Consider the following 12,331-nt stretch of genomic DNA (forward strand, 5'->3'; position numbering starts at 1 on the left):
CGCGGGGAACTGCGCGAGCGAGCCACCACCGGCCCGCGGCCGACCGGCTAGGCGAGTTCCGCCCGCACCGCGTCGGTGAACGCGGGCCACACCTCGGTTGCCCACGGCCCGAACGCCCGGTCCGTCAGGGCCACGCACGCGGCCGAGACGTCCGGATCGATCCACACGAACGTCCCGGCCTGCCCGAAGTGCCCGAAGGTCCGGGGCGAGGACGAAAGCCCGGTCCAGTGGGGGGACTTCGCGGACCGGATCTCGAACCCCAGGCCCCAGTCGTTGGGGTTCTGGTGCCCGTACCCCGGCAGCACCCCCTTCGTCCCCGGGAACTGCACGGTCATCGCCTCGGCGACCGTCATCGGGTGCAGCAGCCGCGGCGCCTGCACCTCCGCCGCGAACCGCACCAGGTCCTCGACGGTGGAGACGCCGTCCTTGGCGGGCGAGCCGTCGAGCGAGGTCGACGTCATCCCCAGCGGTTCGAGCACGGCCTGGCGCAGATAGTCCGCGAAGGGGATGTCCGTCGCCTTGGCGATGTGGTCGCCCAGCACCTCGAACCCGGCGTTGGAGTACAGCCGCCGCTCCCCGGGTGCCCCCATCACCCGGTGCTCGTCGAAGGCGAGCCCCGAGGTGTGCGCCAACAGATGCCGTACGGTCGAGCCCTCGGGCCCGGCGGGCTCGTCCAGCTCGACGGCACCCTCCTCGTACGCGACCAGCGCGGCGTACGCGGCGAGCGGCTTGGTGACGGAGGCGAGCGGGAAGCGCTGCCCGGTGGGGCCGTGCGTCCCGGCGACGGTGCCGTCCGCCCGGACGACGGCGGCGGCCGCGTGCGGCACGGGCCAGTTCTCGATCAGCGCCAGGCTCTTCATGCGTACGAGCCTAGACGGTCCCCGCGGGGGCGCCCGCGGCACAATCCCCTTGCTTCGAGTGCACTCCAACCTTCTAGGTTGGAGCTCATGACGGTGATCGAGAGCATCCCTGCGAAGACGGCGGTCGTGGACCTGTGCAAGGCCCGCCCGACGCACCCGCGCCCCCAGGGCCAGGACCGCTACACGATCAGCGAGGTCGCGGCGCTGAGCGGGCTCACCGCGCACACCCTGCGCTGGTACGAGCGGATCGGTCTGATGCCGCACGTGGACCGCTCGCACACCGGGCAGCGGCGGTTCACCAACAAGGATCTCGACTGGCTGGTTTTCGTCGGCAAGCTGCGGCTGACCGGGATGCCGGTCGCGGACATGGTCCGCTACGCCGAGCTGGTCCGGGAGGGCGCGCACACGCTCGACGCACGGCAGGAGCTCCTGGAGCAGACCCGGCGCGACGTCCTGACGCGCATGGCGGAGCTCCAGGACACCCTCGCCGTACTCGACCACAAGATCAACTACTACGCGGACGCCCGCCGGGTGTCGGAAACGGCCTGAGCCGGGGGGGGAGAGACGGCCCGAGCGGCGGCGGACCGCCGCCCGGGAGCCGGCGGACCGCTGCGAGAAGCGCTCCCGCCCTCACAGCTCCGCCAGCAACTCCGCCTTCTTCGCGCTGAATTCGTCGTCCGTCACCAGACCGGCCCGGTGGAGTTCACCCAGGTGCCGGATGCTTTCGGCGATGTCGGCGGGATCGCGCCGCCCGGCGGGCACGGCGGCCACCGGGACCGGGGCCCCGGCCGCCTCCCGGATCGCCTGGAGGACCGCCGCCGCGAACGGCAGCGACTCGTGGACCGGCCCGTACCCGAGACCGAAGACGACCGCGGCCGGGTCCTGGTCGGCCTGGGGCGCGGCGGCGTCGGCGTCGCGCCGCAGCAGGCGCAGATAGCCGTCGAAGACCTCCGGCGAGCGCCACTCCACCCCGCAGAGCGAGGCCGCCGGGAAGGTCTGGTCACCCGCCTTCCACTTCGCCGAGGAGGCACCCGTCCAGAACCAGCGGAACGACACCTGGCGGCCGTCGAAGGTCGCCTTCCCGTCGTACGCCTTGAAGCTCTGCGGCAGCTCCGGCGCGGTCACCACGTACCGCTCCGACGGCTGCGCCGCGTCCGGGCCGAGCAGCGCGCGCAGCTCGTCCGCGTAGTACTCGGCGAGCGTCTCGCGCTCCGCCGGCAGCACCAGACGGTACGGGTCGCACCCCTCCTTCAGCTGTCCCGCCGCGGCCTCCATCAGCGGATCGGCGCCGGGTCTCGGCACCGCGTGCAGCACCACCGTGCCGCGCTTGCCCGGGGTCAGCGTGACCGACTCCAACGCTTCGTGGGGGATGCGCCGTTCGCGCAGCGCCGTGAAGAGCTTCGGCGTGCGGATCCCCCGTTCGAAGCGGATGAGTACGGAGTCGGACTCGAACTCCCAGGTGGCATGAATTCCGGCCAGCACATCACCCATGCGCCTCATCGTAGGCGGCGCGCGCCCGCGCGTCCCCCCTCGGCGCCGGCCGCAATGTCACACGTATGTATGCGGCGGCACCGATTTCTACGCGCGTCAGGCCGCGTCCGCACCGGAAATACCGCGCTGGCAGGCCGCATTGCCTTTGAGACAGCTGACCGACTCGTACGAACCGACACCGATGGCGGCGAAGTTGGCGAGGCTCTGGGTGCCGGGCACGAAGTAGCCCGCGTGGCCCACGGCGCCGGCCGCCGAGAGCACCCGCGCGCCGAACCCGGAGGAGACCGGGTCCGCGCCGTGGCCCAGGCCCCCGACGTCCAGGTGCGGCACGTCCTCGATCCAGTCGTCGCGGTCCCGCGTCGCCCAGACCCGGGCGGAGGTGCCCAGGCGGGAGGCGCTCTGGGTGCGCATACCGGGGCTGCCCGCGACCGCGATGTCGACCACGCGGGGCGGCAGCCGGTGCGCGGCGACGCCGCACAGCACCGAGCCGTAGCTGTGGCAGAACAGGGAGACCGGCGCGTTGCCCGGCAGGGCGCGGACCAGGTGGTCGAGCCGGACCGCCCCCTCCTCGGCCAGCCTGCCGATCGCGGAGTCGATGCCGAGCCCGGCCGGGGTGGTGTAGTCGGCCCAGGCGATCACCGCGGTACGGGTGCGCGGACCCGCCGCGCGCTCCGCCGCGTACAGCGACTGCGCCATGCCCACCGGGGCGGAGTACTGGCGCGAGGTCCTCTCGAACGTCATGACGTTGGTGTCGACGCCCGGGATGACCACCGAGACGCGCTCGGCGTGTTCGAGGTCGCCGAAGACCTCGGCGACCCGGCCGCTGTCCCACGGGTCGAAGGCGAGGATCTGGCGGTCGCCCGCGATCAGCGACTCGTACCGGTGCATCCGGCGGGCCGCGCCGCGGCGCCCGTCGACGGTGAGACGGGCGTCGTCCATCCGGGCCCGCTCGGTGTCGCGCGCCTCGGCCACGGCCAGGCGGTTCGCCTCGTAGCGCAGCGGGACCGGCGCGCCGTTGAGATTGCCGACGACCAGCGGGTAGCGCCGCGCCAGACCGGTGCGCTCGGGGGCGCTCAGGGAGGCGAAGAAGCGGGCGAGCCGGCGCGGTGAGGCGTCCGGGGCCGGGAGCTTCTGGCCGTCGAGGGTGCCCCGCGCCCAGGCGGCGAGGGCGACGGCACGTGGCTCGGCCGACCCCTGGTGGCCGCGGACCGCGGTCCAGCCCGAGGTCGCGAGCATCATGAACACGACGCCGAGCGCCAGCAGCGCGCGCCAGACGTTGAGGGTGGGGGAGGAGTCGAAGGAAGTCACTGCGGTACAGAGTAGGAGGCGCGGGAGGCGCACTGGGGTGACAGTGACTCAGATCACGTTTGAACAGGTCGCGGGGGGTGAGCCGGTGTCACCGACCGCGCGCGCGGGCGCACGCTCCGTGCGGCGCGCGTCGGCGGCGATCATGTACGCCGGTGCTGCGCCCGCTCCTCGGCCGAACGGCCTTTCCGCCTGGTCAGGAGCGCCCATCGCCTCACGGGTGCCGGGACCGGATGGCCGGGCAGGGGCTCCGGGCGGCCGCCGCGACGCGCTCTCGCCCATGCTTCCGCGCCGCCTCCCCGGACCCGTCCGCGACTCTCGTCACACCCGGGTGCCCCGCCCCTGGGGAGGCGGTCGGCGCGGCACGCCGACGCGGTTCGTCTCCGTTGTCGTCACCCCCGCAGTCACCCCCGGAGCGTCCTTCACCAGTCCGGGTGAATCCGGGCCGTGCGGAAACCCGGGGCCGCCGGAGTGCGTTCTGTGATCAAGGAGGCCGCGACAACCGGGGCCGACGACACGGGGGTTGACCGATGACACGTACGACCACGGCTGCCGCGACTGCGGCCGTCCTCGCCACCACGGCGTTCCTGCTGCCCGCTCCGGCGCACGCGGTCCCGCCGCGCCTGGGCACCTGCGCGCCCGGCGAGCTGTGCCTGTGGAAGCAGCCGGACTTCCGGGGCGGCCGTCAGGTGTACGACCTGCGGACCATCGAGATCGAGACCTGCACGGCATTACCGCCCGGCACGGACGCGGTGTCCCTCGCCAACCGGACGGGCCGCCCCGTGACGGTGTACCAGTCGCAGGAGTGCGCGGAGACGGCCGAGTTCGCCACCTATCCAGGGGGCGGCTCCTGGGTGCCGCAGAGCCCCTACCGGGTGCGGGCCTTCAAGGTCTGGGAGAGCTGAGCCCCATGAGTGCCCGCGTCCGCCAGGGGGCCTCAGTTCAGAGGCGCGCCCCGGGTGCGCTGTCCGCAGGCGCACTCCGCCGCGCCGGTCGCCGCGCCGGTCAGGGCGGAGACCTGTCCGCGCAGCGACCGCACCTCCTGGGTGAGCGTCTCCAGGAGCGCGGTCTGGCGCCGCTCCTCCGCGTCATCGCGCTCGAAGCGGGAGATGAACCAGGCCGCGATGTTCGCCGTCACCACACCGAGCAGGGCGATGCCGGAGAGCATCAGCCCCACGGCGATGAGCCGCCCGAGCCCGGTGGTGGGCGCGTGGTCGCCGTAGCCGACGGTGGTCATCGTGGTGAACGACCACCACACCGCGTCGCCCAGCGTCTTGATGTTCCCGTGCGGGGCGCCCCGCTCCACCTCAAGGACGGCCAGCGAGCCGAACATCAGCAGCCCGACCACCGCCCCGCCCACATAGACGGTCAGCTGTATCTGCGGGGCCATCCGCGCCCGCCGTCCCACCAGGGCGAGCGTGGAGACGACCCGGAGCAGCCGCAGGGGCTGGATCAGCGGCAGGACCACCGCGAGCAGATCCAGCCAGTGTGTGCGGACGAACAGCAGCCGTCGGCCCGACAGGGCGAACCGCACCAGGTAGTCGCAGGCGAAAGCGCCCCACACCACCCATTCCACCCCGGCACACACCCGGTGCACCCCGTCCCCCGCCCCGGGATGGACCACGGGCACGGTGTACGCGAGGGCGAAGGCGACGGCCAGCGCGAGCAGTGGCCACTGGGTCCACCGCTCCCATCGGGCTTGTGCGGGAAGCTGCTTCATATGCGCATGGTAAAAGCGTCCCCGCGCCCCTCAGGGGCGCGGGGAGCGGCGCGAGGGGCCAGGCCCGGCCCGCGGCGGAACGATCACGTCCCGCCGCGCGCCCGGACCGCGCCCGGCGCGCGGGTGTTACGCGTCGCCGCCCGCCGCGCCCGGATCGGCGGCCGTGACGTCGAGCAGCTGGTAGCGGTCGACGGCCTGCTTCAGCACCGAGCGGTCCACCTTGCCGTCCCGGGCGAGCTCGGTGAGCACCGCCAGGACGATCGACTGGGCGTCGATGTGGAAGTGGCGCCGCGCCGCGCCGCGGGTGTCGGCGAAGCCGAACCCGTCGGCGCCCAGCGAGGTGTACCGGCCGGGCACCCAGCGCGAGATCTGGTCCGGCACGGCCCGCATCCAGTCCGAGACCGCGACGAACGGCCCCTGGGCGTCGGCGAGCTTGCGCGTGACATACGGGACGCGCTGCTCCTCCTCCGGGTGGAGCAGGTTGTGCTCCTCCGCCTCCACGGCGTCGCGCCGCAGCTCGTTCCAGGAGGTCGCGGACCAGACGTCGGCCCGGACATCCCACTCCTCGGCGAGGATCCGCTGCGCCTCGACGGCCCACGGGACGGCCACACCGGACGCCATGATCTGCGCCGGAATGGTGCCCGAGGTGCCCGGGGCGTAGCGGTGGATGCCCTTGAGGATGCCCTCCACGTCGACGTCCGCCGGCTCGGCCGGGTGCTGGATCGGCTCGTTGTAGACGGTGAGGTAGTAGAAGACGTCCTCGCCGGGCTTGCCGTCGGCGGTCTCGCCGTACATCCGGCGCAGACCGTCCTGGACGATGTGCGCGATCTCGTACCCGAACGCCGGGTCGTAGGCGACACAGCCCGGGTTGGTCGAGGCGAGCAGGTGCGAGTGGCCGTCGGCGTGCTGGAGACCCTCGCCGGTCAGCGTGGTGCGGCCGGCGGTCGCGCCCAGGACGAAACCGCGCGAGAGCTGGTCGGCCATCTGCCAGAACTGGTCGCCGGTGCGCTGGAAACCGAACATCGAGTAGAAGACGTAGACCGGGATCAGCGGCTCGCCGTGCGTCGCGTAGGCCGAGCCCGCGGCGATCAGCGAGGCCGTGCAGCCCGCCTCGGAGATGCCGTCGTGCAGCATCTGGCCGGTCGGGGATTCCTTGTACGCGAGCAGCAGATCGCGGTCGACCGCCTCGTACTGCTGGCCGAGCGGGTTGTAGATCTTCGCGCTCGGGAAGAAGGCGTCCATGCCGAACGTGCGGTATTCGTCCGGCGCGATCAGCACGAACCGCTTGCCGATCTCCTTGTCCCGCATGAGGTCCTTCAGGATGCGGACGAACGCCATGGTGGTGGCGATCGACTGCGTTCCCGAACCCTTCTTCGCGGCCGCGTACGTCTTGTCCTCCGGCAGGGCCAGCGGCTTGGCGCGCACCACGCGGGTCGGCACATAGCCGCCGAGGCCCTTGCGGCGGTCGTGCATGTACTGGATCTCTTCGGAGTTGCGGCCCGGGTGGTAGTACGGCGGGGCGCCGGCCTCCAGCTGGGCGTCCGTGATCGGGATGTGCAGCCGGTCGCGGAAGCGCTTGAGGTCCTCGACGGTCAGCTTCTTCATCTGGTGGGTCGCGTTGCGGCCCTCGAAGTTCGGGCCGAGCGTCCAGCCCTTGACCGTCTGGGCGAGGATCACGGTCGGCTGGCCCTTGTGCGCCTTGGCCGCCGCGTACGCCGCGTACACCTTCTTGTGGTCGTGACCGCCGCGGCCCAGGTGCTGGATCTGCTGGTCGGTCATGTTCTCGACCATGGCGCGCAGCCGGTGGTCGTCGCCGAAGAAGTGCTCGCGGATGTAGGCGCCGGTCTCCGTGGCGTACGTCTGGAACTGGCCGTCCGGCGTGGTGTTCAGCTTGTTGACCAGGATGCCGTCGCGGTCCTGGGCGAGCAGCGGGTCCCAGGAGCGGTCCCACACCAGCTTGATCACGTTCCAGCCGGCGCCGCGGAACTGCGACTCCAGTTCCTGGATGACCTTGCCGTTGCCGCGCACCGGGCCGTCGAGCCGCTGGAGGTTGCAGTTGACCACGAAGGTCAGGTTGTCCAGGCCCTCACGGGCGGCGATCGAGAGCTGGCCGAGCGACTCCGGCTCGTCCATCTCGCCGTCGCCGAGGTAGGCCCACACGTGCGAGTCGGAGGTGTCGGCGATGCCGCGCGCCTCCATGTAGCGGTTCATTCGGGCCTGGTAGATCGCGCCGAGCGGGCCGAGGCCCATCGAGACGGTCGGGAACTCCCAGAAGTCCGGCATCAGCCGCGGGTGCGGATAGGAGGACAGTCCGTACGGCGCCTTGGACTTCTCCTGGCGGAACGCGTCGAGCTGCTGCTCCGAGAGGCGGTCAAGGAGGTAGGCGCGGGCGTAGATACCGGGGGAGGCGTGCCCCTGGAAGAAGATCTGGTCGCCGCCCTTGCCGTCGTCCTTGCCCCGGAAGAAGTGGTTGAAGCCCACGTCGTAGAGGGAGGCGGAGGAGGCGAAGGTGGCGATGTGGCCGCCGACCCCGATGCCCGGGCGCTGCGCGCGCGAGACCATCACCGCGGCGTTCCACCGGGTGGCGTTGAGGACCTTGCGCTCGATCTCCTCGTTGCCGGGGAAGAAGGGCTCGTCCTTGGTGGCGATCGTGTTGACGTAGTCCGTGCTGCGCATCTCCGGCACGGCCACGCGCTTCTCGCGGGCGCGCTCGATGAGGCGGAGCATCAGATAGCGGGCGCGCTCACGGCCCCGCTCGTCTACCGCCGCGTCCAGGGACGCGAGCCACTCCTCGGTCTCCTCCGGATCGAAGTCCGGGACCTGGCTGGGAAGGCCGCCAATGATGATCGGGTTGCGATCGGATCCGGAAGCCACGCTGTTCCTTCGCTGTCGGGGGGCGTGCGGGGTTGGTGCGCCGCATCCCATCGTGGACCGCGAGGACGGAAACGTCATCTCTACCGAGGGGTAACGGGATGTGCGGCAGCCCAAATCGCAACCTTACGCCCAGGGCGTGTGTGTGTTCCCCAAAGGGCGCGTCACCCCGATTGGCGTACGCACGGAGCAGAAGCGTGCAAACTATCTGCAAGGGTGTGGGATGAATCACCACCGGGCCCGGGTTCGCCCCTGACCCGGGGCCGGCTGCACCCCAAAGGGCGGGTTCGGGGGCCTGGTACTTGCGCGATTCGTCCCGCCCGTGTGGACTACGCCCAAGCCTCGCGCGTGCGTGGGGCCGCATTACTTACCTAATCAAGATCAGGAGGCAAGCCGTGAGCGCGACCGCGGACCACGCGGAGGAGCGGACCAACCCGGCTGCAAGGCTGGGGTTCGAGCCCGGACAGGTGGTCCAGGAGATCGGCTACGACGAAGACGTCGACCAGGATCTCCGCGAAGGCATCGAGTCCATCATTGGCCAGGATCTCGTGGATGAGGACTACGACGACGTCGCCGACGCCGTGCTGCTGTGGTTCCGCGACGAGGACGGTGACCTCACGGACGCCCTGGTCGATGCCATCGGCCTCCTGGAGGACGGCGGCGTCATCTGGCTGCTGGCTCCCAAGACCGGCCGGGACGGATACATCGAGCCCAGCGACATGAGCGACGCCGCGCAGACCGCCGGTCTCTCGCAGACCAAGAGCATCAGTGTCGGAAAGGACTGGACGGGCAGCCGTCTCGTCGCGCCCAAGCGCTGATCCTCCGCTCTCTTCGGGCCCCCGCCGGCGCACGCCGGCGGGGGCCCTTGCGTAGGGTGGGGCCCACCAGGACGGTCCGCGGCGGCCTGCTGCCCGGGCCCACAGAAGGGATGGCGTTTCCATGGCGATCGAGGTCGGCACGAAGGCCCCGGACTTCGAGCTCAAGGACAACCACGGGCGGACCGTGAAGCTCTCGGACTTCCGCGGCGAGAAGAATGTGGTGCTCCTCTTCTACCCGTTCGCCTTCACCGGCGTCTGCACGGGCGAGCTGTGCGCGCTGCGGGACAACCTGCCGCAGTTCACCGACCGCGACACCCAGCTGCTCGCCGTCTCCAACGACTCGATCCACACCCTGCGCGTCTTCGCCGACCAGGAGAGCCTGGAGTACCCGCTCCTTTCGGACTTCTGGCCGCACGGCGAGGTCTCGCGCGTGTACGGCGTCTTCGACGAGGAGAAGGGCTGCGCGGTGCGCGGCACCTTCGTCATCGACAAGGAGGGCGTGGTCCGCTGGACCGTCGAGAACGGCCTGCCGGACGCCCGGGACCTGAACGACTACGTCAAGGCGCTCGACACCCTGTGAGCCATCGGTTCGAATCGCCTGTTGAGGCGGGAACCGGTCACTAGGATCCACACGTTGATCCGATGCCAACGCACGACGGGGACGCTGACCTAAGCCGGCCCCTCACACCATTGGGAGGACTCGTGGGAGTCAGCCTCAGCAAGGGCGGCAACGTCTCGCTGACCAAGGCCGCCCCCAACCTGACCGCGGTCATCGTCGGTCTGGGCTGGGACGCTCGTACCACCACCGGGGGTGACTTCGACCTGGACGCCAGCGCACTGCTGACCAACGACCAGGGCAAGGTCGCCAACGACTCGAACTTCGTCTTCTTCAACAACCTCAAGAGCCCCGACGGCTCCGTCGAGCACACCGGTGACAACCTCACCGGTGAGGGCGAGGGCGACGACGAGGTCATCAAGGTGAACCTGGCCGGTGTCCCGGCCGATGTTCACAAGATCGTCTTCCCGGTCTCGATCTACGAGGCGGAGAGCCGCCAGCAGTCGTTCGGCCAGGTCCGCAACGCGTACATCCGCGTGGTGAACCAGGCCGACAACACCGAGCTCGCGCGGTACGACCTGAGCGAGGACGCCTCGACGGAGACCGCGATGGTCTTCGGTGAGCTGTACCGCAACGGCGCGGAGTGGAAGTTCCGCGCCATCGGCCAGGGATACGCGTCGGGCCTGCGCGGTATCGCGCAGGACTTCGGCGTCAACGTCTGAGCCGTCGCTCTCCCTCGTCCGGCGCCGCACACGTGTGCGGCGCCGGACGCGCTCAACTCTCGTTCGCCATTCAGGGGAGGACTCACGATCATGGGCGTCACGCTCGCCAAGGGGGGCAATGTCTCCCTCTCCAAGGCCGCACCGAACCTCACCCGGGTGCTGGTCGGTCTCGGCTGGGACGCGCGGTCCACCACCGGAGCCGACTTCGACCTCGACGCCAGCGCCCTGCTGTGCCAGTCGGGCCGCGTCCTCGGCGACGAGTGGTTCGTCTTCTACAACAACCTCACCAGCCCCGACGGCTCGGTCGAACACACCGGTGACAACCTCACCGGTGAGGGTGAGGGCGACGACGAGTCGATCATCGTTGACCTGTCCCAGGTGCCGGCCCACTGCGACAAGATCGTTTTCCCTGTCTCCATCCATGAGGCGGACAACCGCGGCCAGACGTTCGGCCAGGTCAGCAACGCCTTCATTCGCGTGGTCAACCAGGCGGACGGCCAGGAGCTCGCGCGGTACGACCTGAGCGAGGACGCCTCCACCGAGACCGCGATGATCTTCGGTGAGCTCTACCGCTACAGCGGTGAATGGAAGTTCCGCGCGGTCGGTCAGGGGTACGCGTCCGGACTGCGGGGGATCGCTCTAGACTTCGGGGTCAACGTTTCGTAAAGCCGCGCCCAAGTCGGGTGCGGCGCGGGGGGAGACCCTCCCCCAGACTCCGTCTGGGGGGACCCCGCCTAGCTAGATGGGGAAGTCAGTGATTCTGAAAACCTTCGGCTGGTCATTCGTGATCACTGCGGTCGGTCTTGCCCTGGCAGTGCTCTACGACGGCTGGACCGCCTTCGGGATCGTGGCGATCCTGTCCATCCTGGAGATCTCGCTGTCGTTCGACAACGCGGTGGTCAACGCCGGAATCCTGAAGAAGATGAGCGCCTTCTGGCAGAAGATCTTCCTCACGGTCGGCGTGCTCATCGCCGTCTTCGGCATGCGGCTGGTCTTCCCCGTCGTCATCGTCGCCATCAGCGCCAAGATCGGCCCCATCGAGGCCGTCAACCTCGCGCTGAACGAGAAGGAGCACTACAAGGAGCTGGTCACCGACGCGCACGCGTCGATCGCCGCCTTCGGTGGCATGTTCCTGCTCATGATCTTCCTGGACTTCATCTTCGAGGACCGGGACATCCAGTGGCTGCGCTGGATCGAGCGGCCGCTGGCCAAGCTCGGCAAGGTCGACATGCTCTCGGTCGCCATCGCGCTCACCGTCCTGCTCGTCTCCTCGATGACCTTCGCGACCCACGCCCACCTGCACGGCGGCGCGCACGCGGACAAGGGTGAGACGGTCCTCATCTCCGGCATCGCCGGCCTGATCACCTACATGATCGTCGGCGGCCTCTCCGGCTACTTCGAGGACAAGCTGGAGGAAGAGGAGGAAGCCGAACAGGAGGCCGAGGAAGAGGCCAGGAAGAGCGGCAGGGGCGGCGCCTCGGCGGTGCTGCTCGCCGGCAAGGCCGCGTTCTTCATGTTCCTCTACCTGGAGGTCCTGGACGCCTCGTTCTCCTTCGACGGCGTCATCGGCGCCTTCGCCATCACCAACGACATCGTCCTGATGGCGCTGGGCCTGGGCATCGGCGCGATGTACGTGCGGTCCCTCACGGTCTACCTGGTCCGCCAGGGCACCCTCGACGACTACGTCTACCTGGAGCACGGCGCGCACTACGCCATCGGCGCCCTCGCCGTGATCCTCCTGGTCACCATCCAGTACGAGATCAACGAGGTCATCACCGGTCTCGTCGGCGTCGTCCTGATCGCCTGGTCCTTCTGGTCCTCGGTCCGCCGCAACAGGCGGATCGCCGCGGAGGGCGGCGGGGATCACAGCGAGAAGGCGGAAGTCTCCAGCGGGGTCTGAATCCGTGGTGTGACCCGTCGGCGATTGCGGAACGCTCTCAGCGGGGCGGCCGGAGGTTCGTGCCTCCCGGCCGCCCCGCCGTTCTTGG

Annotated in this window: 12 protein-coding genes; 7 read left to right on the forward strand and 5 right to left on the reverse strand. The window is 70.2% G+C overall.

The annotated features are described in order from the left end of the window. Positions 1-47 precede the first annotated feature (47 nt). The gene (locus tag ACZ4MU_RS29955) at positions 48-860 is read right to left on the reverse strand and encodes a serine hydrolase domain-containing protein (RefSeq protein ID WP_467882464.1); all 813 of its coding nucleotides are present in this window, start codon (positions 858-860) and stop codon (positions 48-50) included. Positions 861-947: 87 nt separating this feature from the next. Between ACZ4MU_RS29955 and ACZ4MU_RS29960 the strand changes: the two genes are divergently transcribed. Continuing rightward, positions 948-1,409, forward strand: coding sequence for a MerR family transcriptional regulator (locus ACZ4MU_RS29960; protein ID WP_467882466.1), 462 nt, complete (start codon positions 948-950; stop codon positions 1,407-1,409). Positions 1,410-1,490: 81 nt separating this feature from the next. On the opposite strand, the gene ACZ4MU_RS29965 is transcribed toward ACZ4MU_RS29960, so the two are convergent. Together ACZ4MU_RS29965 and ACZ4MU_RS29970 are read right to left on the reverse strand one after the other, a co-directional pair. After that, the gene (locus ACZ4MU_RS29965) at positions 1,491-2,351 is read right to left on the reverse strand and encodes a DUF4429 domain-containing protein (RefSeq protein ID WP_467882468.1); all 861 of its coding nucleotides are present in this window, start codon (positions 2,349-2,351) and stop codon (positions 1,491-1,493) included. 96 nt (positions 2,352-2,447) lie between these two features. Next, on the reverse strand, positions 2,448-3,659 hold the full coding sequence (locus ACZ4MU_RS29970; RefSeq protein ID WP_467882471.1) for an alpha/beta hydrolase: 1,212 nt from the start codon (positions 3,657-3,659) through the stop codon (positions 2,448-2,450). A 527-nt stretch (positions 3,660-4,186) separates the two neighbouring features. Between ACZ4MU_RS29970 and ACZ4MU_RS29975 the strand changes: the two genes are divergently transcribed. Continuing rightward, a complete protein-coding gene (locus ACZ4MU_RS29975) occupies positions 4,187-4,561 on the forward strand; it encodes a peptidase inhibitor family I36 protein (protein ID WP_467882473.1) in 375 nt (124 codons plus the stop codon). Between the two features lie 32 nt (positions 4,562-4,593). Here ACZ4MU_RS29975 and ACZ4MU_RS29980 read toward each other — a convergent pair whose 3' ends face one another. Both ACZ4MU_RS29980 and aceE read right to left on the reverse strand, forming a co-directional pair. Continuing rightward, positions 4,594-5,376, reverse strand: a complete 783-nt coding sequence (locus tag ACZ4MU_RS29980; protein WP_467882476.1) for a potassium channel family protein — start codon at positions 5,374-5,376, stop codon at positions 4,594-4,596. 126 nt (positions 5,377-5,502) lie between these two features. Next, entirely contained in the window at positions 5,503-8,250 is a 2,748-nt protein-coding gene (gene aceE, locus ACZ4MU_RS29985; RefSeq protein WP_467882479.1) for a pyruvate dehydrogenase (acetyl-transferring), homodimeric type, read from the reverse strand. A gap of 392 nt (positions 8,251-8,642) precedes the next feature. Here aceE and ACZ4MU_RS29990 point away from each other — a divergent pair, with 392 nt between their 5' ends. From ACZ4MU_RS29990 to ACZ4MU_RS30010, 5 genes are all read left to right on the forward strand, one after another. Continuing rightward, entirely contained in the window at positions 8,643-9,065 is a 423-nt protein-coding gene (locus ACZ4MU_RS29990; protein ID WP_406552879.1) for a DUF3052 domain-containing protein, read from the forward strand. Positions 9,066-9,186: 121 nt separating this feature from the next. After that, on the forward strand, positions 9,187-9,645 hold the full coding sequence (locus ACZ4MU_RS29995; RefSeq protein ID WP_467882480.1) for a peroxiredoxin: 459 nt from the start codon (positions 9,187-9,189) through the stop codon (positions 9,643-9,645). A 122-nt stretch (positions 9,646-9,767) separates the two neighbouring features. Then, positions 9,768-10,343 carry a TerD family protein gene (locus ACZ4MU_RS30000; protein ID WP_101392355.1) on the forward strand — a complete coding sequence of 192 codons (576 nt, stop codon included), beginning with the start codon at positions 9,768-9,770 and terminating at the stop codon, positions 10,341-10,343. 90 nt (positions 10,344-10,433) lie between these two features. Next, on the forward strand, positions 10,434-11,009 hold the full coding sequence (locus tag ACZ4MU_RS30005; RefSeq protein ID WP_358835648.1) for a TerD family protein: 576 nt from the start codon (positions 10,434-10,436) through the stop codon (positions 11,007-11,009). A gap of 88 nt (positions 11,010-11,097) precedes the next feature. Next, positions 11,098-12,243, forward strand: a complete 1,146-nt coding sequence (locus ACZ4MU_RS30010) for a DUF475 domain-containing protein (RefSeq protein WP_467882483.1) — start codon at positions 11,098-11,100, stop codon at positions 12,241-12,243. Positions 12,244-12,331: the final 88 nt, after the last annotated feature.

Source organism: Streptomyces sp. NPDC026377 (assembly GCF_055567715.1).